Origin of the sequence: Selenomonas sp. ND2010 (genome assembly GCF_000702005.1) — a bacterium.
GTDB lineage: Bacteria > Bacillota > Negativicutes > Selenomonadales > Selenomonadaceae > Selenomonas_A.
In genome coordinates this window covers 41,569-68,273 of the sequence record NZ_JNKI01000012.1, presented here as the reverse complement: position 1 = coordinate 68,273, position 26,705 = coordinate 41,569, and the positions used below count along the sequence as shown (strand labels likewise).

Genomic DNA, 26,705 nt, shown 5'->3' with positions numbered 1-26,705 from the left:
TGTTGTTTTTTCCTTCTTTCCCAAATACAATAGATAAATCCGCCTCAATACATAGCTGCGACTGAGACGGACTCTATTCGGTCTTCATTGACCGGAACTATTCCTTATTTCTTTTTGCTCTTCAGATATTCATCAATGGCAGCTGCTGCCTTACGGCCAGCTCCCATCGCCAAAATTACCGTAGCAGCCCCCGTAACGATATCGCCACCAGCAAAAACTCCTGGTTTAGATGTCGCACACGACTCTTCATCCGCCTCAATATTGCCGCGTTTGGTCGTGGCAAGACCTGGCGTCGTATGGGCAATAATCGGGTTTGGTCCCGTGCCAATTGACACGATAACTGTATCAACAGCCAGTTCAAACTCCGATCCTTCAACCGGAACGGGGCGGCGGCGGCCAGAATCATCCGGTTCCCCGAGTTCCATACGGATACACTTCATCCCGCTGACCCAGCCATCTTCGTTGCCAAGAATTTCCACCGGGTTGTTCAAAAGCTTGAAGTCAATACCCTCTTCTTTGGCATGCTCCACCTCTTCCTTGCGTGCTGGTAGCTCCGCTTCGCTGCGGCGGTATACGATATAGACATGCTCTGCTCCCAGTCGAAGTGCAGTACGGGCAGCATCCATCGCTACGTTGCCGCCACCGATTACGGCAACATTTTTGCCCACCTTAATCGGCGTTGCATATTCTGGGAATTTATATGCCTTCATAAGATTGCAGCGAGTCAGGAATTCATTGGCCGAATATACGCCATTCAAGCCCTCGCCCGGAATTCCCTGAAAACGCGGCAATCCGGCACCTGTGCCGATAAATACGGCATCAAACCCCTCTTCTTCCATCAGTTCATCTACTGTGAATAGACGCCCCGCAACAGCATCAAGCTCGAACTTCACTCCGAGCTTTTCAATATTCTCGATTTCCTTTTTGACAACCTTGTCCTTCGGCAAACGGAATTCCGGGATGCCATAGGAAAGCACACCGCCTGCTTTGTGCAGGGCCTCAAAAACCGTTACCTTGTACCCTTTCTTAGCCAGGTCGCCAGCACAAGAAAGACCGGACGGGCCAGAACCCAGTACTGCTACCTTCTGTGCATCGGCTGCAAATTCAATGGGCTTTACTTCTTCATTTTTCGCCATATAGCGGTCTGCAACGAATCGCTCCAGGCGGCCGATGCCAACGGACTCACCTTTCTTAGCCAGAATGCAGTATTTCTCGCACTGGTTTTCCTGCGGGCAGACACGACCGCAGACAGCGGGAAGCGCATTGGCTTCCTTGATCTTATCGATAGCACCGTCAAAATCTCGTTCCTTGATTTTGCCAATAAACTCCGGGATATCCACCGACACCGGGCAGCCCTTGCGGCACTGCGGCACTTTGCAGTGCAGGCAGCGCTCTGCCTCGGCGACAGCCGTTTCCTCATCGTAGCCCAAAGCTACCTCATCAAAGTTATGCGCACGGACTTTTGGGTCCTGTACCGGCATTTCATGTTTTTTCAAAGACAAAGCCATTCTTTACTTCCTCCCCAGTCCGATGTTGCAGATATGATCTTTTTCCTCGGCCTCGAGGTCGCGATACATGCGCTGACGGCTCATAAGTGCCTTGAAATCTACGAGATGTCCATCAAACTCCGGACCATCGACACAGGCGAACTTTGTCTCATCGCCTACCTGTACCCGGCAGCCGCCACACATACCTGTGCCATCAACCATGATGGGATTGAGGCTTACCACCGTATGAATCCCCAGCTCGCGCGTGCAGTCAGCAACACTCTTCATCATGATTACTGGCCCGATTGCCGTAATCTGAGCAATCTTTTCGCCACGCTGGACAAGTTCCTGAACGGCATAAGTAACAAAGCCCTTGATGCCACGCGAACCATCATCGGTCGTGATGAGAATTTCATCGGTAACTTCCCTCATCTCATCTTCCATGATCAGGATATCTTTTGTCTTAGCACCCATGATGGCAATGACTTTATTGCCAGCCTCTTTCATAGCCCTGGCAATCGGGAAAGTCGGTGCCACACCAATACCACCGCCCACAACGACAACCGTACCATCGAATTTTTCAATTTCAGATGGCTGTCCCAGCGGACCGACGAAATCAACGATCGATTCACCTTCCTCTACGGCTGCCAACGCCATAGTCGAGGCACCGATGACCTGGAAGACGATATTGACGACACCGGTTTCACGGTTAAAGTTAGCAATCGTCAGGGGAATGCGCTCGCCTTTCTCATCTACGCGCAGAACAATAAACTGACCTGCCTTGGCTTTCTTAGCAACGCGCGGCGCATCAATATCCATCGAGAAGACATTCGGGGAAAGCTCCTCTTTCTTCAGGATCTTAAACATGTTTCACTCTCCTAAAAATATAACCTAACATCCGCCAAACCTGCGGACTTGTTTGCAAACCTTATAACGCAGCAAAGACGCCGGCCAGGTATTCCTCAAGATTTGTGCGGATTGGCATTAAATAAATATTGGCATCGTTCTTTTCTGCCCAATCTTTCACCGCACGCGAAAACGTCACGCTCCACTCGAGGCCCGGCTCAAAGGCCTGTGGAAATACCACGTTATTTTTACGCTCCCAATAACTTTGCGAACCAGTCGTCATGACTGGCGATACGCCCCAATATACATTCAGGCCACTTAGCATATCCGCATACATCTCCAAATACCGCATGTCATAAAAAGGCTGCGTAAAGAAGCCTTTCGCTCCTGCCTGTACCTTGCGATGCACACGGTAGAGTTCCTCCCGCATCGAACTACGATACTGATCAATACCAGCATAGACGTCTACTTCTGGCATCTCTTCCCGGAACTTGCGGATGACATCCGTGCTTTCGGTCGGATAGACCGCATGCGTCATGCGCTGCGGCGGATCCCCTTCGATAACCAGCACTTCCCGGATATCATGCGCACGCAAATAATCCTTCATCGGCAACTCCTCGCTAAGGTTTATGTCCATAGCGCGGATATGCGGCATAGCCTGTGGAAAATATTCCTTGGCCATAGCCGCCCCCTGCCAGCTGCGCGTTTCAAAGCGCAAGAGGTCGGGAATATTGATAACATCAATCTTGTCCTTGTACTGCTGTAAGAGCGCAAGCTCAGCACGCAGCGACTCTTCATCGCGTGGTACCAGCTCAACAGATACACGTTTCATAGGCAGCCTCCAGATATTTTTTCTACTGGTTATTAGTTACATAGATTATATTGTAAAATGTTTTTATGGATTTTGCAAGTAGATGGCCTGAGCTTTTAATAAATTCAATTAATCATAAAATAAGCGCATTGAGAAGTAATTTCTCAATGCGCTTAACCAACTGATCGTCACGTAAAAAAACGCTGCGATTAAAAAAGGCCTGTTATTTTACCACTTTCATCGATATCCATATTCTCAGCAGCTGGCTTCTTGGGAAGACCTGGCATCGTCAGGATATTTCCAGTCAGAGCCACGATAAACCCGGCCCCCGCAGCGATGCGAAGTTCCCGCACCGTAATCGTAAAACCACTTGGCCGCCCAAGCTTCGAGGCATCATCCGACAGGGAATACTGCGTCTTTGCCATGCAGACTGGCAGCTTATCAAAGCCCAGTGTTTCAATTTCCTGCAGCTGCTTTTTAGCCGCCGCGGTAAACGTCACACCATCGGCGCCATAAATCTCCCGTGCAATCGCTGTGATTTTATCCGGAATTGACTGCTCTGTCTCATACATGAAATGGAAGTTATTCTGCTTGGCAAAAGCCGCTTCGACTTTCTCCGCCAATTTCAAGCCGCCTTCACCGCCCTTGGCCCAAACTTCCGACAACGCGACTTCAGCACCAAGCTCGTTGCATTTCTTCTCGACAAAGTCGAGTTCTTCCTTCGTATCCGTCGGAAAGGCATTGATGGCCACCACGGCCGGCAAGCCAAATTTCTGGATATTCTCGATATGCTTTGTGAGATTCGCCAGCCCCTTTTCCAGTGCTGCCATGTCGACCCGATCAAGCTCTTTCTTATCAAGACCGCCATGCATCTTGAGCGCGCGGACCGTAGCGACGATAACCACTGCATCGGGTTGAATGCCAGCAAACCGGCACTTGATGTCAAGGAATTTCTCAGCCCCGAGGTCTGCTCCGAAGCCTGCCTCCGTTACAACATAGTCCGCAAACTTTAGCGCAAACTTCGTCGCCATAACGCTGTTGCAGCCATGGGCGATATTAGCAAATGGGCCGCCGTGGATAAGGGCCGGCGTCCCCTCAAGCGTCTGCACGAGATTCGGTTTGATGGCATCCTTGAACAGCAGCGTCAAAGCCCCCGTGACATTGAGCTCCTTGGCGCGAACGGCACGGCCATCGCGCGTATAGGCGACGACGATTTCTCCGAGGCGCTTTTTCATGTCCGCAAGACCCGATGCCAGACAAAGGATAGCCATCATCTCTGAGGCTACCGTGATATCAAATCCTGTCTCGCGCGGCACACCATGTGCCTTGCCGCCCATGCCGATCACGACATGGCGCAGCGCGCGGTCGTTTAGGTCCAACACGCGTTTCCAAACGACACGGCGTACATCGATATCCAGTGCATTCCCCTGCTGGATATGGTTATCAATGACTGCCGCCAATAAGTTGTGAGCCGTCGTAATCGCATGAAAGTCACCGGTAAAATGCAGATTGATATCCTCCATCGGCACAACCTGCGCATAGCCACCACCAGCAGCACCACCTTTGAGACCAAAACATGGTCCCAATGACGGTTCGCGTAAAGCGACGGCAACTTTTTTCCCCTGCTTATGGAAGGCATCGGCAAGCCCTACACTTGTCGTCGTCTTGCCTTCACCAGCCGGTGTCGGATTGATAGCGGTCACGAGAACGAGTTTACCATTCGGACGCTCCTTGACCTTTTCCCAAGCATCCAGCGTAATTTTCGCCTTATACTTGCCATAGAGCTCCAGTTCATCTTCCGAGATTTCCAGTTTCTCGGCGATTTTCCGGATGTCCTGCATCTCTGCTTCCTGAGCAATCTCCACATCAGTTTTCATTAGGCTTTCTTCTCCTCTGTTTGTTTCCGTGAAAGATATTCGGTTTATTTGCAGACTGCCTTTTCGGCTGCCTTGACAACATTCTGCATGAGCATTGCCACCGTCAGGAGTCCTACACCTCCCGGCACTGGCGTTATCGCTCCTGCCACTTCCTTGACGGACTCAAAATCCACATCGCCGACAAGCTTTTTCGGGGCAATGCGGTTGATCCCGACATCGATGACCGTCGCTCCTGGTTTTACCATATCCGCAGTGACAAAATTCGGTTTGCCGATAGCTGCTACCAGGATATCAGCCTCACGAGTAAGCTCCGCGAGATTTTCCGTATGGGAATGACAGATGGTCACGGTAGCATTTTTTGCCAACAGCAGATGCAGCATCGGCTTGCCTACAATGTTGCTGCGGCCGATGACCACCGCCCGTTTTCCATCCAACGGAATGTCCGCAAGTTCCAACATGCGGAGGCATCCTGCCGGCGTACATGGAACGAGTCCATCTTCCCCGGTTACGAGCCGCCCAACATTGACCGGATGAAACCCATCGACATCCTTAGCGGGATCAATGCGGTTTAAAATTTCCGCCTCATATTGGGCGATCTGAGCTGGCAGCGGCAACTGAACCAAGATGCCATGAATGCGCTTATCGAGATTGAGTTCGTCAATCTTAGCGATAAGTTCCTGTTTTGATGTCGTCTCCGGCATCTCCACCACTTCCGAATAAATTCCTAACGCTTCGCAGGATTTATTCTTATTGCGGACATAAACCTGTGATGCCGGATTGCTGCCGACGATAATGACGGCTAATCCCGGATTCACTCCATATTTCTCCCGCAGGACTTCCGCCCTGCGGCCTGCATCATCCTTGAACTGCTGTGCAAAGACTTTTCCTTCGAGAATTCTCGCTGACATAGAGTCCCTCCCCGATAAATGGATTACAGATAAAAACTAAGCCAGGTGCATACGCAAATAGCCACCGAAACGATGCCGTTACGCATAAAATAGCGCTGCGTGACCTGAGAAAAATCCGTTGGGCTCACGAGTCCATGCTGATAGACCAGCGTTCCCGCCGCAATGCCAACCCCGAAATAGTATGGGTCTGTCAGCTGCAGCATCACCCCCACTGCAAAGAAGCAGACAACGCAGATGATATGCAGGGCACCCGCAATCTTGAATGCCCCTGCAGCCCCGTACTCCGTTGCCAGGGAATGAAGCCCCTGGCTCTTGTCAAACGCTTCATCCTGTGCGCCATACATGGCATCAAAGCCACCAATCCATAGTGCTACCGCAATACATAAGAGCACCATTGGCACGGTAACCTGGCCGCTGACAGCGACCCATCCCCCTGCCGGAGCCATGCCGATGGCAAGCCCCAGAAACAAGTGGCACCAGCCCGTAAAACGCTTCGTAAACGGATAAATCATAAACGGGATAGCAGCGATTGGCAACAGGTAGATACAAATTGGATGCAGCTGGGTAACCGAAATCACCATCAAAGCCAGGCAAATGACGATAAAGATTTTTGCCTCCCGTTTGGAAATCTCTCCCCGCACCATGGCACGGTACTGCATCCGCGGCTGCTGGCTGTCATATTTGACATCGGCCAGATTATCCATCGCCAGCGCAGCAGCCCGGCCCGTCGTGATGGCCAGCGCGATCCAGAAAAGATCATGCAGGGATGGCTGGCCGCCAGCGGCCAGCAGCGCCGCCATAAACGCAAATGGCAGATCAAAAATCGTATGGTGCAGGGCAACGTTGTTGATATGTGCTTTGATATTAATCAATCGAGACCAAGCTCCTTCCACTTGGCATCGACCTTTTTGCGGATATCCTCAGACATGCTGATTTCCTCCGGCCACTCACGCGTATGGCCCTCTTCCGGCCAGGTCTTCGTGGCATCAATGCCGAGTTTAGCGCCCCACTTCGCCATAGGCGAGGAATGGTCGAGTACATCGAGCGGACCTTCAACAATTTCGAGGTCTTGCTTCGCATCGATGTTATTGTAGACGCGCCACCAGACTTCCTTCAAATCCTGAACATTTACATGCGCATCGACGACAATAATCATCTTGACATTCATCATTTGGCCCATCCCCCAAAGCGCATGCATGACCTTGCGGGCCTGCATCGGATAGGACTTCTTGATGGATACGATGCAGCAATCGTGGAACACGCCCTCCAGCGGCATGTTGATGTCAAGGATTTCCGGCTGCATCTGCTGCAAAAGTGGCAAGAAGATGCGCTCGGTAGCCTTAGCCAGATAGCAGTCCTCCATGGGCGGCTTACCGACAACGGTGGACGAATAAATCGCATCCTTGCGGTGCGTGATCGCCGTAATATGGAATACCGGATAATCATCGGCCAGCGAATAATAGCCCGTATGGTCGCCAAACGGACCCTCGCGGCGGACTTCATCCGTCATGACATAACCTTCCAAGATGATTTCTGCATTGGCCGGCACTTCAATATCGACCGTCTTGCATTTGACCATTTCGACGGATTTATGGCGCAGGAAACCAGCAAAGACCATCTCATCGATATCGCGCGGCAGCGGTGCCGTCGCCGCATACGTCACGACGGGATCCGTACCGATAGCAACCGCTGCCTCGATGCGGTCGCCGCCCTGTGCCTTCGTATCGCGGAAGTTCTCGGCGCCGTTCTTATGGATATGCCAATGCATGCCCGTCGTACGGCTGTCGTATTTCTGCAGACGGTACATGCCGACATTGCGCTTGCCCGTCTTTGGGTTCTTCGTGAACACGAGCGGCAGCGTGACGAACGGGCCGCCATCATCTGGCCAGCACTTGAGGATAGGAATCTCATCGAGATTCGGATTCTCCGTCTCGACCACTTCCTGACACGGGGCATTCTTGACATATTTCGGGAAATTGATGGCACGCTTGATCATCGGAATCATCGTGACCACGCTCATCTTATTCTGCAAGGAAACATAAGGCAGTTTCATCATCTCGCGCAACTCATCGGCAACATCATCAAGCTTCTCCACGCCCAATGCCAGTGCCATGCGCTCATAGCTGCCAAAGGCATTCATGAGTACCGGCATCTTGGATCCCTTGACGTTTTCGAACAACAGCGCCACATTCTTGTCGCCTTCCATCTTGGACACGCGGTCCGTGATTTCCGTAATTTCCAGCTCCGGGTCTACTTCCGTCTGGATGCGCTTAAGTAATCCACGTTTCTCAAGCTCCGCGATAAATTCCCGTAAATCCTTAAAAGCCAAATTCTTTCCTCCCTAAAGTCCAGCCTCAACGGCGCAGGACATAACGAACGATAAAATAGCCGACCTCATAAAGCACAATAATCGGCAAAGCAATCATCGACTGCGTAAAAATATCCGGTGTCGGCGTAATGATAGCACCAGCCACAAAGGACAGGAAAATGACAATACGCTGATATTTCTTCAAAAATGCTGAAGTTATGATTCCCATTTTGCCCATAATCGTAATGATGAGCGGCAACTCAAAAATAAAGCCAAACGGCATTACAAACATAATGACAAAATCAAAATATTTGTCAACCGAGAACATCGCTTCAAGTTCAGCGCTATTAAACCCCATAAAGAAGCGAATACCAGCCGGCAGCACCAAGAAAAAGGAAAAGGCCAATCCCGCAAAGAACAGGATCACCGAAGTCGGCACGATAATGCCGAGAACTGCACGTTCCTTATGGGTAAGCGCCGGCAGGAAAAACCGCCAAACATGCCAGAATACAATGGGCAGTGCCAACAAAAATCCGGTCACGCAGGCAACTTTCAAATACGTAAAAAAAGCTTCAGACGGCTGCATATAGTAAAGCTTACCCGCTGGCAGGGTAATGTAATGCATGATTTTATCAATAAAGAAATACCCCACGCAACTTCCCAAAGCAACAGCAACCAAACATTTGATAAGTCGACTGCGAAGTTCCGTCAAATGCGCCACCAACGACATAGTACCATCATCATCATGAACGTACTCCACCGATCCTGGCTCAATTACTCCTCGCGGCTGTGGCGCCGCTATTTCTTCATATTGTTTCTCTTCTGCCATGTAACTCCACCTGGCTTACTGCTTTGTCGTATCAGACTTCGACGGCAGTTCCTTCGGCTGCTCCGTTACATTAGTCATCGTCTGTTCTGCCTGCTTTGTCTCTTCGCCCGTCGCACTCGACTTAAATTCACGAATGCCCTTGCCCAAGGCCTTGCCAATTTCCGGCAGACGGCTTGGTCCAAAAATAACGAGAGCAATCAACACTACAATTCCAGCTTGCCATGGACTAAACATAAAAAATCCTCCTAAAAACAATTCATCTACGCGATTATATTTACTCTTTTTTATTATAACGAAAAACCATAAAAATCTCAATGAAACATATTTTACCCATCATATAAAATGCTTATGATGGATATAAAAAAAACCATCATTGTAGAGACAATGATGGTTTTGAGCCGTCAACAAATTATTCGGCTTTTTTCCCCGCCTGATCCTGAATCTGCTGACGCACGGATTCCTGGGTTGGAGCCTGATAAGCCGGAGCAGCTGGCTTGGCAGTTTCTGTTGCTACTGCTTCCGACGACACAGGAGTCTCCGGTGCAGTCGGTGCCGGTTTTGGCGCCTGCGGCTGCACCGTCGCCTGCTGCTGTACCGGAGCCTGTTCCGGCGCGTTAATTGCCTGCGAAAGTGCATTCGTCGCCTTCTTAAACTCCCGCACCCCTTTGCCTAATGAGCGAGCTAACTCAGGGAGCTTGCCCGGACCAAAAACCACCAAACCTACTACCAGAATCATGATAAGTTCAGGAGCACTCAACATAATTATCTTCCTCCAAACAATCCCAAATCTCTAATCCATCAAAAATCGCGATCCCCAATGAAATCTGCCACCATAACAAACGCCTCAAGAATCTCTGGCGCTAAATTGTCCGGCAGCACCTCACGAGCACGATCGAGATATTCCTCCACCTTCGCTTTGGCAATCTCAACACCATCGGTTTCCTTGACAATTGCCAACGCCCGCGCTACCATTTCGTCCGTCATATCGGGATCCGTCACGATTTTCTCAAGTTCCTCAGCATCGGCACTTACATTAAGTGCATGAATTATCGGCAGCGTAACAATTCCCTGACGGATATCATTTCCTGTCGGTTTACCGATTTTTTCCGACGTCTGCAAGATATCAAGCAAATCGTCCGTTATCTGGAATGCCATGCCAATGCAATGGCCATATTCAGCCAGACGACGAACCTCTTCCTGACTGAAACCGCCCACATAAGCACCGAGTTCACAGCAAATCTCCAAGAAATCTGCCGTTTTCTTCTGAATCCGATTGTAGTAGTTATCCAAATCCTTTACCGCATGGTAAACCGTATGGTTCTGTATAATCTCCCCAACACTCAAATTGCAGACCAAATCAGCCAGCCGCTTCGACACATAATTTCCATACGCACCGTCAGCAATGAGACCAAAAGCCTTGGCAAAAATATAATCTCCACTCAGAATCGCCACCTGATTGTCCCATTTGGCATTCGCCGTAATACAACCACGACGCGTATCTGCCTCATCGATAACATCATCATGTACCAGGGACGCCGTATGGATTAGCTCTAACGCCTCAGCCAACGGCAGCAGCCGCTCCAAGCTGTACGACGGTCCACCATGAGCAGCCAACAAACAAAGCGCTGGGCGAATGCGTTTACCACCAGCCGTCACCAAATGCGTACCGATTTCCGTCACTAGGTCTACCGGCGAGGACACGGCGCCAATCAAGCCCTCATTGAGCTTCTCTATATCCTCTTGTATTACATCAAACATGGAGTTTGACACGTTTATCACCTACAAAAATTCGTATTTCTTTCTTCATAGCATATTGTCTTATTTTACTACAAATACCCATTTTTGTCATCGGTAAAACGCATAAAATTTATCGTTAACGGCGTCTACGATAAGCCTTAGGACGCCCAAGAATCTCTGCCAAAACTACTGCTTGTCGCGCGGATTCCGGCGTAAGGGCAGGAATTCGCAGCCGTGGCTGCCGCTGAGGAGCACTTGCCAGTTTAGCCTGTATTTCATAAGCAGCCTGCTCTGCCGCCCGAATCTGTTCTTCCGCACGTAAACGCTGTTTCTGATATTCCGCCTCGCGCCGCTTTGCCTCCTGCTCCTGCCGATAAGCCTGTTGCTGCTGAATGATCCACTCCGCATCTCGCTTCGCAGAATCCGGTGCATTGCGCAGTTCCGGAATCTTAAATCCTAAATTTTCACTAGTCTTCGCTCTTGGATTGTCTTGTCTTGGCGCAGGAACTTTTTTCTTGCTGCCTTTTTTATCCGACAGCACCGCAAACAAGACAAATACCAGAATCATCAGGGCCGATTCCATGATGACCTCCTTACTTTACTGGAGCCGTCGGTGCTTGAAGTTTTCCCTGGCCTTCGCCGGAAGCACTGATGGCATTGCGCATATCCGTATCAGCCTGAACATTGTTTAAATTGTAGTAATCCATAACCCCCAGTTTTCCTTCGCGAAGGGCCTGCGCCATAGCATGCGGAACTTCGGCCTGCGCCTCGACGACCTTGGCTTCCATCTCCTGCGTATATGCCTTCATTTCCTGCTCTTTGGCTACAGCCATAGCACGGCGTTCCTCGGCTTTTGCCTGCGCAATGCGCTTGTCAGCTTCAGCCTGATCCGTCTGGAGTTCTGCACCGATATTGCGCCCGACATCGACATCGGCAATATCGATGGAAAGGATTTCAAAGGCGGTACCTGCATCAAGCCCCTTGCCCAACACGGTCTTCGAAATATCATCCGGGTTGGCCAACACATCGTTATGACTTTCCGAGGAACCAACCGTCGTGACAATTCCCTCGCCAACGCGAGCAATAATTGTCGGTTCGCCAGCACCACCGACTAACCGGTCAATATTGGCACGAACCGTAACCCTTGCCTTTATCTTGAGCTCGATACCATTCTTGGCAACAGCCGAAACCACCGGCGTCTCAATAACTTTCGGATTAACACTCATCTGTACCGCTTCTAATACATCACGCCCCGCCAGATCAATGGCAGCCGAACGCTCAAACGGAAGGGGAATCTGGGCACGATGAGCGGCAATCAGCGCATCGACAACTTTATCGACATTACCACCTGCCAGATAATGCGCCTCAAGCTGATTGACCGCCACATTCAATCCAGCTTTGTTCGCCTTGATAAGTGGCAAGATAATTTTTGCCGGCGGAACGCGGCGCATCCGCATGCCCACCAGTGTAACAATCCCCACCCGGACATCAGCAGCTAACGCCGAAATCCAAAGCCCCAGTGGGACAAAATGTAAAAATATCATGACAAATGCAATGAGTAAAACCAAGAAAAAACCTGATCCAATTATTCCGACCATAACAATACCTCCTGAAAATCAAACTTTACGAACGACTACCCGAACACCCTCAACAGCTACTACCCGGACTTTCTCTCCCCTGGGGATAAAAGCACCTTCCGAAACCACGTCTACAGGAACGCCCTCGAGAAGCACTATCCCCGAAGGCCGCAGTTCACTTAGCACTTCTCCTTCTTTCCCCAGAAAAGCCTGTTTGGGTGTTGTACTGACATACCCGCGCGCCGATTCGGACTGATCCTTCAACACGACTTTGTTCCAAAGCCGGCTGGATGGGAGCCGTTTCACAATCAAGGCAAACCCAGCGATCGACACCACAAAGGCAATCAGCATAGCGTAGATAGCCTGGATATCACCGCCCAGCGCCAACACCACGCTATAGAGCATCGCTGCCACGCCGACACCAGCTAAAAGCCCTATTGTCGGCATGAGCATTTCAAAAACAATACAGAGGATTCCCGCCAAAAACATCGCAATCTGATAGAGATCCACTAATCCTCTTACGTATTGACTGCCCCAAAACACCGCGGCAGCTACCAGCCCCAACAACACGCCAGCGCCCATTCCACCAGTCTTTATTTCCACTAAAACTGCCAGGAACATAATCGCCAGCAACAAAACCTGCAATGCAGGAATACTTACAACATCCATCGCTATCACCTCCTACTACTATATTCCCCACGCAAAGGAAATAACCTGCTTATATGCAGAAAAGGCAACAGGTATTACCTGCTGCCTTTATCCCTGCACCACTCAATTCAATTAGAGTTTAAACGTAAGGCCCGTGTAAAGTCCTCTGGTTTTGACGTCAGCCACATCATCGACATTTTTGACATCCGTATACTGGTAGGAAAGATCCCAATCTACGTTTGGAGCCAATGCATAGGAACCGCCGATTTCTGCACGCCAGAGATCATCGCCAACAGCACCGCCGACCCACCAATTCGTCTTATCACCAGCCGGAGCAACATACTTCACGCCGACCTGTACACGATTATCGGAAATCCCCGATGCTGCCGACGTACCTTTGACATTCAGGTTACCTGCATAGATGTAGGTATTTTTGCCAGCTTTATAGTTCAAGTTGAACTCCTGCATTCTCATGCCAACATTTCTTGCCTTGTTGTCGGCATATTTATACTGAAGCGCAAAATCGCTGCCCAGACCAACCGTAGCGCCAGCATATGGACGAGTTTTATCATCGCCAGAAAAACCGTTGATCTGCATATCCGGAGCAATGCTCATCCCTGCCTCTACCGTGACAGCGCCAGCATCGTAATTCGTAGCCGGTGCAGCAAAGCCCGTACCAGCACACATCGTAATCCCCATAACCGCAGCAAATAAAGCCTTCTTCTTCATTGAATTGATCCTCCAAACTTCATGAACAACAGATAAACAATCATTTAACATGCATAATGTATCACTGTGATATTAACCTTTCATGAATAATCGCTATTATGTTCATTAGTTTTTCCTTGGAGGTTTATTAAATTTCGACGGCTCTCTTAGCCCTGCAAAAAGCTGCGGACAATCGTATTGACCATTTTGCCATCGGCACGTCCTTTTACTTTCGGCATCAGGACGCCCATAACCTTCCCCATGTCTTTGCCCGTAGTGGCACCAGTCTGCTCGACAGCCGCCTTTACGAGTTCACGCACTTCCTCTTCCGACAGCTGCGCAGGTAAGTAAGGCATGAGTACATCAATCTCTGCCTGCGTTTTCTCGACCAAATCTTCACGGCCGCCTTTCTTGAACTCCTCCAGGGAATCCTTGCGCATCTTGACTTCTTTACTCAACACTGCGATGACATCCTCATCACCGAGTTCTTTTTGCCCATCGATTTCCTGCTGGCGGATTGCCCCACGAACCATGCGGATTACAGCCAGGCGATCCTTCTCATGGTTTTTCATGGCTTCTTTCATATCATTCGTCAACTGTTCTTTCAGAGACATCGTATTTCCCTCTTTCTATCAAAATAAAATGAGGCGCCTGTCCATAAGACAGGCGCCTCACGCAAAAACCTAGGATTAGCCGCGGAACTTGCGTTTACGAGCTGCCTCAGATTTCTTCTTGCGGCGAACGCTCGGTTTCTCGTAATGTTCACGTTTTCTCACTTCAGCCAGCGTACCAGCTTTCTGGGACATACGCTTGAAGCGGCGGAGAGCACTATCGATTGATTCATTTTTACCAACTTTGATTTCGTTTGCCATCTATTTTTCCCCCCCTCCACTTAACTTGGGAGTTTGTGTTTCATAACTACACCACACAATTATACATCAGCTGGCGCAGCCATGTCAACCACAAACTGATTAGCCTGGAGGCCACTGCAGGGAACGGCCGCCCAGGAGGTGGAAATGCAGATGTTTGACGCTCTGCCCGCCTTCCTCACCCGTATTGGTGACAACGCGGAAGCCCTTCTCATCTACCCCCAACTCGCGGGCCAACTGCGGGATTACATCCACCAGGATATGTGCCGCCAAATCCTTGTCTTCCTTGGTAAAAGCCAGGACGCTTTCCACATGTTTCTTCGGAATGACCAGTACATGAACGGGAGCCTGTGGTTCCAAATCCTTGAATGCTACCACCTGATCATCTTCGTAGACAAGATTTGAAGGAATCTCCTTCTGAGCAATCTTGCAAAAAATACAATCTGCCATCTTTAACACCTCCCTTGTTGAATTTATCCGTCCATTACGCCAAACACTGCGCATAAACCGGATACATCTATAATAATTCGCCACAAAAAGCGAATTACCTGCTTACTGTAGAATTTTATTTCACCTTTTCTACGACTTTGCCAAAGACACCATCTCGATAAAGCCGTTCCAGGCGCACCTCATAGAGTTCACCACAGCTAACTTCGTCATCCGTATATACGCGGATGTAATTATCCGTAAGTCCGTCGGTTATCCCCTCATGATTCGTTTCGAATAGGACGCGCATCGTCTTACCGATAAACATGCGATGGAACTCTTCCGTCTTGCCAGCGGCTAGTTCCTGCATGCGGTGAACGCGTTCCTTTTTGACTGGTTCGGGAATCTGGTCCGTCCGCTCCGCTGCAGGTGTCCCACTGCGGCGGGAATACGGGAATACATGCATGCGCGAAAAATTCATTTTCGCCACAAAATCCAATCCTTGTTGGAATTGTTCTTCGGTCTCCCCAGGGAAGCCGACAATGATATCCGTCGATACTGCTACGCCGGGGACCTCGCTTTCCACCCGTTCAATGAGGCGGGCAAATTCTGCCGTATCATAATGACGATTCATATCTTTGAGCACGGAATCCGAACCTGCTTGCAATGGCAAATGGAGATGCGCACAGAAGCGATCATCCTGACGGATGAGTTCAAACAGTTCCGGTGAGAGCTCGATGGATTCCAACGATCCCAAACGAAGCCGCTTCAAGCCCGCTACTTTCAATACTTCCCGGCAGGCATCCGCCAAATTGACATTCTCCGACAAATCGCGGCCATAAGCACCAAGGTGAATCCCCGTCAAAACGATTTCTTTGAACCCCGCATCAACCAGTTTCTTTGCCTCCGCATGAATCTTATCCAACTGACGGGATTTTACCGGTCCCCGCGCATAGGGAATAATGCAATAAGAACAGAAATTCTGGCATCCATCTTCAATTTTCAGGAACGCCCGTGTACGCTGCGGCATATCGTAGAGCGGAATATCCTCAAAATCGCGAGCCTCCATGATGTTACCCACCTCATCGAGAATCCCATCTTCCCGTGCAGCCTGTTCAACATACTCAACAATGCGGCTGCGCTCTTTTGTCCCTAGGACAACCCGAACCCCTTCGATCGCCTTGATTTCTTCGGGGTGGACTTGCGCATAGCATCCGCATACCGCAATAATTGCCTGCTCATTCTGCCGCTTGGCCCGGCGAATAATCTGCCGGGATTTGCGGTCCCCCAGACTGGTGACCGAACAGGTATTGATAACATAGAAATCTGCGGTCTCGTCAAACGGAACAATCTCATAGCCCTTCTGCTTGAACAGACCTTCCATTGTTTCAGTTTCAAACTGGTTGACTTTACATCCCAGTGTTGTTAATGCCACCTTTGGCAAGGCAAAAATCCTCCTTATCCTAAATCTCCACATTCGTATTGTACAACCGACAGAGCCGTCAAGGCCGCGGTTTCCGCTCGCAGGATTCTAGGCCCCAGCGTTACACTCTTACCGCCAGCCTCTTCGACAGCTTTTGCTTCTGCCAAAGAAAAACCGCCTTCCGGCCCCACCAACAATACGATTCGTTTGGCAGTAATCTGACGCAAGTAATCCTTGACCGTCTGCTGGTCTTCATTTTCGTAAAAGAAAACCAATACACTGTCTTCCTGCTCTTTTTCTGCTGCGATAAGCGCCTTGATATCCGTTACGGGATCCACCGTCAAAAGCGCGGTGCGGCCACATTGTTTTGCTGCCTCATCTGCAATTTTCTGCCAGCGTTGCTGCCGGGCTGCTGCCTTTTTGGCATCATAGCGAACGACACAATTCTGACTGCGAACAGGAATAACGCCAACCGCCCCCAGTTCCACAGCTTTTTGTACCACCATATCCATCTTGTCAGACTTTAGCAGGCATTGTGCCAACACCAAATCAATAGGCGATTCCGTATCCGCTTCCAGGCGCTGCCGCAAGGTAAGCGTTACCGCATCTTCCCGAAAAGCAGTCATCTCCATGCGGGCCACTTGATTTTCATCATCCACCAGGATGATTTCCTGGCCGGCCTTTGCTCGCATGACATGCATCAAATGATGCGCATCACTGCCCGTAATTTCTATGGTATCGGCTAACAGGCCCTTATAAAACAAGCGCCTCATTTGTCTTCCCCGCGGCTGATGACCATTGCGGCCCAGCCTTTTTCTTCGATGACTTTATCGACTACAAATCCATTGGCAATGCAGGCCTCGGTAACATCAGCCACCCGCTCGGCAATAATCCCCGATGCCAAAAGTTTACCACCATCGGCCAGATGCTCATCCAGCTCTTCAAACAACCGAATGATGATGTCCGCAATAATATTGGCCACGACCAAGTCTGCCTTGCCATCAAAAGATTTCAAAATATCGCTGATGCCAGTCTTAACCGTACGTTCTACTTGATTTTCCCGGATATTCTCAGCCGCCACATTGACTGCCGTCCGGTCATAGTCCATGGCAGTAACATCACTTGCCCCCAATTTTGCTGCAGCAATAGCGAGGACACCAGACCCCGTACCAACATCAAAGACCCGCATGCCGCCACGTACCAATTTCTCCAATTCACGAATGCACATGGCTGTCGTCGGATGCGTTCCCGTACCAAACGCTGCCCCTGGATCAAGCTCAATAACGATATCATCCGGGCTAGCCGTATAATCTTCCCAAGTCGGTTTGATAACAATCATACCACCGACTTTTTCCGGATGGAAATATTTTTTCCAGTTATCCGACCAGTCTTCATCCTGAACCGATTTCCAAGAAATTTCGCAGGATCCCTTCGTGATGCCATCGCCTTCAATCTCGCGAAACGCCTTGATTCGCTGCTCAAAATCACGCAATCTGCCATCAAGGTCTTCATCCATGGGCAGATATGCCTTGACCGTAACAACTTCTGTATTGTCCGCACGCTGGATATCCGAAAAATCCCACATTCCCGAATCAATGTAACTGTTCAGGAGTTCCGGGTCTTCGATAACAACTCCCTGTGCACCGATATCGTGATAGATTTCTGCCACAACATCCGTAGCTTCATGGGTGGTCAGGATACTCACTTCTGCCCATTTCAAAATACATCGCTCCTTTTGTCCTTCAGTAATTATCTAATTATATAAGCATTGTCTGCAAAAAACAAGAAAATATATCACCCGATACCTTCCAACCGCTTCCGCAACTCTTCCCGCAAAGCCTGCAATGCCGTCATATAACTTGCAAAGATTGCTGCCATCACGGTCAAAGCTCTATCTTCATCATAGACATGAATCGCAATGTTGCGTTTTTTCAGCATATCCAACCAAACTTTTTCATCCGTTATCCAGCCTAATTTATACGCAACCTTGAATATTTCCCGCGGCGAACCAGTAGCTGCCTCTGCGACACCATATAGTTCCAACACCTCTTTCAAGGATTTCCAAGCCAATTCAAACGTCAGGTTAAACTGCCCAATGATTCCCATACGATAGATTTCATTTTGCTTTGCCATCTTATGATCCGCTTGTTCCAATACCGTCAAACAGCTTGCAAAGGACTCATATTTCTTCATTTCTGCACATCCCAATCGATACAAATCTATTCCATCACGTTCAATCTCTTGTCGCAACTTATCCGTTATCGGCTCGTTCATATCCACGATATCAAAAGATAATAGGGTATTCGTCTTTTCATCAACATCCAATGAAAAACCTAAGATATCGCCACCAGAAACAGCCAAGTCGATATCGCTATGTTCCTTATTATCGCCGCGTGCCCGGGAACCAAACAGCAACAGCTTTTTTATCCTGCGCGCCTTGGCTATGCTGACGATTTCGGCAATTATTTCACGATCAAGCTGGTAATTATTCATAATAAATTCTCTCCGTGCCTTACTCCATTATGGATACTCCTTAATCTGCTCAGCCACCAGCCTGTATACAGCCTCCGTAGCATCATCATCCTGCAATGACTGATAGATTGCTCCCTTCAAGCGTCGTTTTTTGATTTCATCTTCACGGAAACCGGTGATACCTTGGCAATTTTTAATCACTTCATCCAAGGCAACAGCCTTCTGCACATCACCATCAAAATAATCAAAGAAAGCGCGTCTGGCAGAACTTTTGCCAATATTTGACGGATAACGTGTAGCTTTTTCAGGTTTTTCCACCTTGATTGCCAGTTCCTGATAGCGTTTCAACAGTTCTTCATAGTCAAGCGCAGCCTGTTTACGAGCAGCAATCAGCTCCTGCAAAATTACCGACATATTTTCATAATACTTCGGATTAAGCGTCCGCTTCTCCACGATTTTCCGGCGAATATTGCCTTCAATCCCTTCAGCGGCGCTGCAGCGTTTCCTGCTATCCTTGGCCTTGTCCGTCAGTGTTTCCCCGGCTGCTGTGATATATTCCAGCAGGGTAAAGTCCTCCATACTGCCAATTTTTTCTGCATCATCCGCATGAATATAGTCGTCAATCAAACGGCGCATATCCGGCTCATAAGCCTTCAAGTCAGGATAATCACCACTAGCCAGGGCAATGCGTTTCTTTAGCTCGGCATAGAAGCGTACACGATTTTCAAAGTCTGCCACCTCTTCCCCACTACACTCATCTATCAAATAAGGCTTGGCTTCAGCAAACGCACGCATTAGTGCCCGTACTGCCATATAGAGGCTCTCCCGGATACGAGCATAAACCTCCTGCACCATTTCATCGGCATTATCTTCTTCACTGCCGCAAAAATAATGCTGATAAGAAAGTTCATCCTTGGGCGGCTCTACACCTTCAGTGATTTCTGCCAAATGATCAAGGCGCTCTCGCAATTTTGCCATGGCCTCTTTGCCCTTGTCTTTTAACAAGCCATCCACATCCTCCGGGTCATAACCGCTGAAAGGATTCTCTGCTGTGTAGACTTCCAAAGCATCCTTTATTTCTCCAAACAGATGCTTGTAATCCACGATATAACCGAATTCCTTTTCTTCACCATCCAAACGGTTTACCCGGCAAATGGCCTGAAAAAGTCCATGGTCACGCATTTGTTTGTCAATAAACAAGTATGTACAGGGCGGAGCATCAAACCCCGTCAATAACTTATCCACCACGATAAGCAGCCGCATATTGTGCGGTTCTTCCTGAAACCTCCGCTTGGCTTCTTTTTCAAAATCGGCAATAATCTTTCCCACCGCAGATTTTCTGGCTGGCATCTTATCCGGGTCAATCCCTACCATTTTCAGATAGGTACGGTTCTTCATCCAGGTATCCGTATCCTCATCAACACTGACCGTGTCAGTACGCAGTTCTGCTGCGTTTGGAGTATACGAAGAAATCACCGCACAGTTCTTGAAGCCATGCTGTAAAAACAACTCATAATATTTGCAGGCGCTGCTGATGGAGTCTGCCACCAGCAGCGCATTGCCACCTTCTTCCAGTCGGGGCGTAGTTTCAAAGGTAAAGATAATATCCAACGCAATGCGGTCAAGGCGGGAAGCTGAACCATACACTTTTTGCATAGTTCCCCAACGAGCTTTCAATATAGCCTTGGCCTTTGGTGTCAAACCTCTCGTCTTATGAGTAAACCATTTGTCAATGCGCTCCGGCTTCATGATATCCTGCGGAATATCCCTCGCCTCATAGCGCAAATCCAGCACGACACCATCCTCCACAGCTTCATTGAACTTGTATGTATGAATGAAACTGCCAAATACTTCCAGACTGGTTTTCTTGTCCTTCTTCAAAAGTGGCGTACCAGTAAAGCCGATAAGCACCGCATCCGGCATAATATGTTTCATCGCCAAATGCAGTTTGCCCGACTGGGTACGATGGCATTCGTCTACAAAGACAATGAATTCTCCCCGCGGTGCAAAGTCCTGCGGCAAATTCTTCTCCAGTTCCTCGATATACTTCTCATAATCCGAACCAGTTGCCTCACCGCCTCGCTGACCGAACTTATGAATCAGGGAACAAATCAACCGTTTCTCTTCCTGCATAAGCAGGCTGATTAAATCTGCACCACTGCGGGTACGAACAATTTTTTCATCCACACCGCCAAAGGTACGCTCAATCTGCTCGTCCAATTCCTCTCTATCGGTGACAATCAGAACACGAGCATTATGATTATGCGCCTTTATCCACTTGGCCAGCCAAATCATGGTCAGTGTCTTGCCACTGCCCTGCGTATGCCAGATAATGCCATTCTGCCGGGAAGTTACCCGCACCTGCGCACGCTTGACACCATAATACTGGTTGTAGCGACAGATTTTCTTTCTCCCCTTATCGAATACCAGAAAATTTTCCAACAGATCAAGGAACCGCTCCTTCGTGAAAATATGTGCCAGCTCTTTGTAAAGCACCGGGGCAAACTGCCCCATAAGCTGTGCATTGGCCTTTTCAATGGCAATATCTACCGCATCACGCTCATTCTCCTGCTCATGGTAGCCATCACTTTTCCACGTCAGATAATGCTTCTCCTCGGTCAGTGTTGTGCCATAGCGCAAACCTTGGGACTCATTGGCCGCCAGACACAGCTGCACCGTAGTAAAAAAGCTCTCGATAAACTGCGCCCGCTGATTGGTCAGATTCTGCCGTATACCTTCGGCCACGCTGACACTGCTCTTTTTCATCTCAATAACCGCCACAGCGATACCATTAAGATAGACCACCAAATCAGGACGCTTTTCCAATTCTCCCTTGACGGTGACTTCTTCGGCAATGGCAAAATCGTTGTTACGTGGATTGTCATAATCCACCAGTTCCACCGTTACAGGTTTGCTGTCAGCATTCTCGGCCACAGGCAGACCATATTTCAATCGCTGATAGAAATCCTTGTTGGCCTGATAGAGCTTTCCTTTAGTACAGCCAGCTTCCCGCTTCAGCTTGGTAATAGCCTTACGGGCCAGTTTCTTGTCATAGCCCTTTTGGACCGTCAAAAAATGCAGCAAATCTGCCTCGCGAATATTGCGATTCTCCTGCTCCTTCAGATTGCCGATTTCCCGATAAGCCAAATTGCCACGAAAATAGGTCAGGACACGACTCTGTACTATGCGTTCTGAATCACTCAATACCTGTCCCTCCCCTAATCGGTCAAGCGAATCTTGCCCGTTAATAATTTATCCATCATACCGGATTTTATACGGCGTAACTTTTCCAGTTTTGCCTGCTGCTTAACTATGTCTCTATCCATATCCTGCAAAACTTCTGCTATCTCAATTTGTTCTTCTAATGATGGCATTGGCAAGAGCAAGTCCCCATACTCACGCCCATTTATTCCTGGCTGACCACTTCTCTGTGAAACAGCCTTCACCCAAGACCAATATCTATTTGTATGAAGCTGGTTAAATATATAGTCTGCGTTCGCAATTGTACTATCAATACTTGCACATATTAGGAAACCAGCATATACCATAGTCCCATCTAATATATTATACAAATAACTTTTTCCTGTACTAGCACCTGTTCTCGCAAGGCAAATATCATTTTCTTTAAGAATGAATTCCGAATCAAAACCTACTCTTACTGAAACTCTATCACTATTTGAATATTTTCCCTCATCAGTTATATCCGTTATTCGTACATAACATGGATATTTTTCATCATAGGGAATAGCTGGCGCATTAACCCCATAGTGTAAACTACCGACACAACACTCTTTCAAAGACAAAACTTTCCAATCGAACGGAATCCTCCCCACTTCCGTATTTTGAAACTTCTGTCCTTGCTTAAACTTTGCCAAGCGCCGTTTTCCCGTCAGCAATTCCTGCATAGCACCTTGTTTAATAGCTTGCTTTTTGGCGATAAGCGCTTCTTGCGTGGAAATAAGATTCTCAATGTCAGAAATTGCATTCGCTATTGAAGTCTGTTCAGCTTTTTTAGGAAAAGCGAGTAAATATTCTCCATATTCCTTACCATTTATTCCTGGTTGACCACTTCGTTGAGATGTACTTTCTACCCATTTCCAATAGCGTTCAGTATGTAACTGTGCGAAAATAAATCTTTCATCAGCTTTATCACGGTCTATTGAAGCACTTATTAAAAATCCTGCATAAACTAAACGCCCATCTTCCGCTCTATACAAATAACTTTTTCCTGTACTTGCTCCTGTTCTCGCAAGCAAAATATCCCCCTCATGCACGACATATCTATCAGCATCTTCATTATCCACCGATACACGATTTGTCTCATCATAATATCCATCATCTGTTATATCCGTAATACGAATATATTGGGGTAATTTACTATCATAATTTACTGCTGGCGCATTTATTCCATAAGTTAAGTTTTTCTTCGTGCAGTCCCTTAATTTTTTTATTTCCCAATCACAAGGAATCTTTCCAATATCAGTTATTCTATACCCATTCACCACGCAAATCCCATCCTCTCCAGATGCTTTTTGACCTTGACCTCGCCTTCTTCTGCTTCGGCTTCCAGTTCCGGCAAGGTCTTGGCGTAGCGATTAGCCAGATTTTCAATTTGACTGGTCAAATTATGGGCAACAGCATTGTATAAGTCGGTCAGCCTTTTGCCAAGAACATATTCCCATTTGCGCGCAATGACCAAATCGCAGATTTCTTCATCCGTAAGGTGTGGATAATACGCCAAACATTTATTTTCCAAGTCAGCTTCGGCAGCATGGAGCTTTTTCCGCGCAGCTTTTACCTTTTTATCCCGCTCCACATAGCCCATAATAATCATGGTGCTCTCCATCTGCTCCTGCATGTTCTTTAATTCCTTATGCTTGGCTGTTACCAGCTTCAAATCAATATTGCCTTTGTCATTCGTACATTCTGACAATATACCATCATCTTCGCTATTTTCCTCCACAAAAGTCGCCAAGTCTGCTTCGGCACTCTGCAAATTCTCTGCCGCTTTCTTCACGGCTTGTTTTTCCGCCGGATAATATACCTCGGCAATCACATCCTTAGGTACAAGCTTGCCTTCCCAGCCGATAATCTTGACCTGACCTTTGTTCTTGCCGGACTCCTGAATCTTCTTGATGTCCTCGATTTCCCGACCTGCGCCCCAGCCATCACTGATAATCAGCAGAACATCATCTGCCATGACCTCCGTCCAATAGGACAGCAGTACCTCATACACCGCATATTTGTCCAGCAGTGCCAAAGGAGCAAAACTATCCAACAAAGCACCTGCTAATTTCTGAATCAGCTCACCGCTGGCAGTTGACTTGTCAATTCCCCGCAAATCACCATCTATTAGCGAGCAATAATAAGCAAATGCCTTCTGCACGCCCTGTCCATATCTCTGATAATCCTTATTGCCCTCAATCACCGAACGGATTTCGCCCAGAGCTGGCTTCAACGAAAAGAAACCATCACGCAATGGAGCAAACAACTGCTCCCTAAGCCCTGCAAAATTTTGGAAATACAGGACAAAACCTTCCACATCATCAGCAGGAATCCCGCCATGCAAATGCGCTTCGATATTTTCCTGCACCTCACCGCTGACACTTTCGATATAACGGGAGATATTGAGGTTACAGTCATTTTCCTCCCGGATTTCGCTCATCGGCACCATGCGGGCATAATGCGGCACATCAGCCTTTTTCTCCCAAGTAGAAACGATTTTATAAACATCACATTCCCGCAAGCGGTTCTTATTGCCATCTTTCACAAAGTCATGGCTGGCATCTATCATAAAGATACCATCACGACTGTCCGCATCTTCTTTGTCCAGCACAATAATACAGGCAGGAATCGGCGTACCATAAAACAAGTTTGCTGGCAGGCTGATAACCCCCTTGATATACTGCACCATATTTTCCCGGATAATGCCCTCGGCATTACCACGGAACAGTACACCATGTGGCAGGATAACCGCCGCTTTGCCATCTTCCTTCATGATTTTCAATATATGCAGGAGCCAGGCAAAGTCGCCGTTTTTCTCTGGTGGCGTTGCCCCATAACCATCGAAACGACCGCACTCATGTCCCTTCAAACCATGCGTCCAGTTTTTCATGGAAAAGGGAGGATTGGCTACCACAAAATCAAATCTGTCCAGACAATCCTTGCCATTTAATTCATGCTTGAACTGCGGTTCAGAGAAGGTATTCCCTGCTTTGATGGTAATGGTTGCCTGATTATGCAACACCGCATTCATCTTCGCCAAACCGGCTGTTGCCACATCTTTTTCCTGCCCGTAACCTGTCGCGCCATGCTGAGCTTCGTTTACAGCCCTGATTAGAAGGGAACCTGAACCACAGGCTGGGTCACAGATAGTCGGATTGCTTTTAGTCGTTGTGCCAATCCCTGTTACCTTGGCCAAAATCCGTGAAACTTCGGCCGGGGTATAGAACTGTCCCTTGCTCTTGCCGCTGTCGGCGGCAAAGTGTTTCATCAAATATTCGTAGGCATCACCGATAATATCATCACCAGTAGCCTTATTATTGCGAAAATCCAACTCTGGACGCTGGAAGATTGCAATAAGCTCCGTGAGCTTATCCACCATTTCCTTGCCTTTGCCCAACTTTTGCTCATCATTGAAGGATATCTTGCCAATCACAGCACTAAGTGACGTGTTGACCTCTTTCAGTCGGGCTATGATTTTATCCATGCCTTCACCGATATTCTTTTTCTCCTTCAGTTTGATGAAATCTTCAAAGCTGCAACCTACCCGCTTTTCCGGGTCTTCTTCCGGGTCATGTTCTTTATCAAAAACGATAATCTCAGCATATTTATTATTGAGATATTTATCCGTAACATATTTCATAAACAGCAAGGTCAGCACATAATCTTTATATTGAGAAGCATCCATCCCGCCCCGCAAAGCATCACAACTTGCCCATAGAGAGCTGTATAATTCTGTTTTCTTTACTGCCATTTATGTTGCCTCCAATAGTTCTTTTATTCTACTGCATCCAAGCGCAAGTTATTTAATTGCGCCCTTACTGCCTGCCAATCCGGCATAAACTTTGCCACAAAATCATAAAATCTTTCATTATGGTGCTTTTCGATGAAATGGGTCAGTTCGTGAAGTATCACATACTCTAAGCACACAGGAGGTTTCTGCGCTAACTGCACATTGAGCCAGATGCGCTTCACCACGATATTGCAGGTGCCCCAGCGCGTCTTCATATACTTGGTGCGCCACTCGCTGGACTTCAGGCCTGTAATCGTCTCCCATTTCGGCAGCAGCACCTCTGTTTTCCTAACTAGTTCTGCCCGGTAGACCTCCCGCATAAACTTCTCCCGCCAATCCACGCTGGATTTTTTCGGCAGATACAATAGAATTTTATCTCCCCTAATTTTATAAGCAGTCTTCTGTGACTCAATGACCACGATGCGATAAGGCTCGCCCCACAGATAAATCGTCTCTCCCGATACATATTGTCGCTTAGCCGCACGAGGCTGCTCCTGAAATCTTTTTATCTGCCGCCGCACCCAGGGAAGATTGGTACGAGCAAACAGCTCGATAGCTTTATTCGACACACGCAGGGGCGCAGAAATAACCACCCGTCCACCAGGAGGTTTTACATAAAGATGCATATTCTTTATTTTTTTCTTCTGTACTTCAATAGGCACTTCCGCCACTTGTATTTGCATAGCCTCTCCTCGAACCACGACTCCTCTTGCTAGTATAACATATATCTCCCCTGTAAATAAAAGAAAACTGGAAGCAACTAA

General features: G+C 48.3%; 26 protein-coding genes. All 26 read right to left on the bottom strand.

What is annotated here, in order from left to right:
* Positions 1-104: 104 nt before the first annotated feature.
* The 26 genes from gltA to T504_RS0105905 all read right to left on the bottom strand — a co-directional run bounded on the left by gltA (position 105) and on the right by T504_RS0105905 (position 26,624).
* Positions 105-1,508, bottom strand: a complete 1,404-nt coding sequence (gltA, locus tag T504_RS0106030) for an NADPH-dependent glutamate synthase (RefSeq protein ID WP_033170167.1) — start codon at positions 1,506-1,508, stop codon at positions 105-107.
* Positions 1,509-1,511: 3 nt separating this feature from the next.
* Positions 1,512-2,354 (bottom strand): sulfide/dihydroorotate dehydrogenase-like FAD/NAD-binding protein, encoded by an 843-nt coding sequence (locus T504_RS0106025; RefSeq protein ID WP_033170166.1) that lies wholly within the window; start codon positions 2,352-2,354, stop codon positions 1,512-1,514.
* A gap of 61 nt (positions 2,355-2,415) precedes the next feature.
* A complete protein-coding gene (locus T504_RS0106020; RefSeq protein WP_033170165.1) occupies positions 2,416-3,165 on the bottom strand; it encodes a methylenetetrahydrofolate reductase in 750 nt (249 codons plus the stop codon).
* A gap of 188 nt (positions 3,166-3,353) precedes the next feature.
* Positions 3,354-5,021 carry a formate--tetrahydrofolate ligase gene (locus T504_RS0106015; RefSeq protein ID WP_033170164.1) on the bottom strand — a complete coding sequence of 556 codons (1,668 nt, stop codon included), beginning with the start codon at positions 5,019-5,021 and terminating at the stop codon, positions 3,354-3,356.
* Positions 5,022-5,065: 44 nt separating this feature from the next.
* The gene (gene folD, locus T504_RS0106010; protein ID WP_033170163.1) at positions 5,066-5,929 is read right to left on the bottom strand and encodes a bifunctional methylenetetrahydrofolate dehydrogenase/methenyltetrahydrofolate cyclohydrolase FolD; all 864 of its coding nucleotides are present in this window, start codon (positions 5,927-5,929) and stop codon (positions 5,066-5,068) included.
* Positions 5,930-5,952: 23 nt separating this feature from the next.
* Complete coding sequence (locus T504_RS0106005; RefSeq protein ID WP_081823391.1) at positions 5,953-6,801, bottom strand: 4-hydroxybenzoate octaprenyltransferase; 849 nt, start codon at positions 6,799-6,801, stop codon at positions 5,953-5,955.
* Positions 6,798-8,258: a menaquinone biosynthesis decarboxylase gene (locus T504_RS0106000; protein ID WP_033170161.1), complete on the bottom strand. Its 1,461-nt coding sequence runs from the start codon at positions 8,256-8,258 to the stop codon at positions 6,798-6,800. Before T504_RS0106000 ends, T504_RS0106005 begins: the two co-directional genes overlap by 4 nt.
* 25 nt (positions 8,259-8,283) lie before the next feature.
* Positions 8,284-9,066 carry a twin-arginine translocase subunit TatC gene (tatC, locus tag T504_RS0105995; RefSeq protein ID WP_033170160.1) on the bottom strand — a complete coding sequence of 261 codons (783 nt, stop codon included), beginning with the start codon at positions 9,064-9,066 and terminating at the stop codon, positions 8,284-8,286.
* A gap of 15 nt (positions 9,067-9,081) precedes the next feature.
* A complete protein-coding gene (locus tag T504_RS0105990; protein WP_033170159.1) occupies positions 9,082-9,300 on the bottom strand; it encodes a Sec-independent protein translocase subunit TatA/TatB in 219 nt (72 codons plus the stop codon).
* A gap of 175 nt (positions 9,301-9,475) precedes the next feature.
* Positions 9,476-9,832: a Sec-independent protein translocase subunit TatA/TatB gene (gene tatA / locus T504_RS0105985; RefSeq protein ID WP_369793616.1), complete on the bottom strand. Its 357-nt coding sequence runs from the start codon at positions 9,830-9,832 to the stop codon at positions 9,476-9,478.
* Positions 9,833-9,864: 32 nt separating this feature from the next.
* Positions 9,865-10,824, bottom strand: a complete 960-nt coding sequence (locus tag T504_RS0105980; RefSeq protein ID WP_197018688.1) for a polyprenyl synthetase family protein — start codon at positions 10,822-10,824, stop codon at positions 9,865-9,867.
* 115 nt (positions 10,825-10,939) lie between these two features.
* On the bottom strand, positions 10,940-11,386 hold the full coding sequence (locus T504_RS0105975) for a hypothetical protein (protein WP_033170156.1): 447 nt from the start codon (positions 11,384-11,386) through the stop codon (positions 10,940-10,942).
* A gap of 10 nt (positions 11,387-11,396) precedes the next feature.
* Entirely contained in the window at positions 11,397-12,401 is a 1,005-nt protein-coding gene (gene floA / locus T504_RS0105970) for a flotillin-like protein FloA (RefSeq protein ID WP_033170155.1), read from the bottom strand.
* An 18-nt stretch (positions 12,402-12,419) separates the two neighbouring features.
* A complete protein-coding gene (locus tag T504_RS0105965; RefSeq protein ID WP_033170154.1) occupies positions 12,420-13,049 on the bottom strand; it encodes an NfeD family protein in 630 nt (209 codons plus the stop codon).
* A gap of 111 nt (positions 13,050-13,160) precedes the next feature.
* A complete protein-coding gene (locus T504_RS0105960; protein WP_033170153.1) occupies positions 13,161-13,757 on the bottom strand; it encodes an outer membrane beta-barrel protein in 597 nt (198 codons plus the stop codon).
* A gap of 146 nt (positions 13,758-13,903) precedes the next feature.
* Positions 13,904-14,350, bottom strand: coding sequence for a GatB/YqeY domain-containing protein (locus T504_RS0105955; protein WP_033170152.1), 447 nt, complete (start codon positions 14,348-14,350; stop codon positions 13,904-13,906).
* 75 nt (positions 14,351-14,425) lie between these two features.
* Complete coding sequence (gene rpsU / locus T504_RS0105950) at positions 14,426-14,608, bottom strand: 30S ribosomal protein S21 (protein WP_033170151.1); 183 nt, start codon at positions 14,606-14,608, stop codon at positions 14,426-14,428.
* Positions 14,609-14,707: 99 nt separating this feature from the next.
* Entirely contained in the window at positions 14,708-15,055 is a 348-nt protein-coding gene (locus T504_RS0105945; protein ID WP_033170150.1) for a histidine triad nucleotide-binding protein, read from the bottom strand.
* 115 nt (positions 15,056-15,170) lie between these two features.
* On the bottom strand, positions 15,171-16,475 hold the full coding sequence (gene mtaB, locus T504_RS0105940) for a tRNA (N(6)-L-threonylcarbamoyladenosine(37)-C(2))-methylthiotransferase MtaB (protein WP_033170149.1): 1,305 nt from the start codon (positions 16,473-16,475) through the stop codon (positions 15,171-15,173).
* Between the two features lie 14 nt (positions 16,476-16,489).
* Positions 16,490-17,227 carry a 16S rRNA (uracil(1498)-N(3))-methyltransferase gene (locus tag T504_RS0105935; protein ID WP_033170148.1) on the bottom strand — a complete coding sequence of 246 codons (738 nt, stop codon included), beginning with the start codon at positions 17,225-17,227 and terminating at the stop codon, positions 16,490-16,492.
* Positions 17,224-18,174, bottom strand: a complete 951-nt coding sequence (gene prmA / locus T504_RS0105930; protein ID WP_033170147.1) for a 50S ribosomal protein L11 methyltransferase — start codon at positions 18,172-18,174, stop codon at positions 17,224-17,226. Before prmA ends, T504_RS0105935 begins: the two co-directional genes overlap by 4 nt.
* A gap of 74 nt (positions 18,175-18,248) precedes the next feature.
* Positions 18,249-18,947, bottom strand: a complete 699-nt coding sequence (locus T504_RS14765; RefSeq protein ID WP_197018687.1) for an HI0074 family nucleotidyltransferase substrate-binding subunit — start codon at positions 18,945-18,947, stop codon at positions 18,249-18,251.
* 27 nt (positions 18,948-18,974) lie between these two features.
* The gene (locus T504_RS0105920; protein ID WP_033170146.1) at positions 18,975-22,130 is read right to left on the bottom strand and encodes a type I restriction endonuclease subunit R; all 3,156 of its coding nucleotides are present in this window, start codon (positions 22,128-22,130) and stop codon (positions 18,975-18,977) included.
* A gap of 14 nt (positions 22,131-22,144) precedes the next feature.
* Positions 22,145-23,431, bottom strand: coding sequence for a restriction endonuclease subunit S (locus T504_RS13835; protein WP_051635231.1), 1,287 nt, complete (start codon positions 23,429-23,431; stop codon positions 22,145-22,147).
* Entirely contained in the window at positions 23,425-25,902 is a 2,478-nt protein-coding gene (locus T504_RS0105910) for a type I restriction-modification system subunit M (protein WP_033170145.1), read from the bottom strand. Before T504_RS0105910 ends, T504_RS13835 begins: the two co-directional genes overlap by 7 nt.
* Positions 25,903-25,925: 23 nt before the next feature.
* Entirely contained in the window at positions 25,926-26,624 is a 699-nt protein-coding gene (locus T504_RS0105905) for a M48 family metallopeptidase (protein WP_033170194.1), read from the bottom strand.
* Positions 26,625-26,705: the final 81 nt, after the last annotated feature.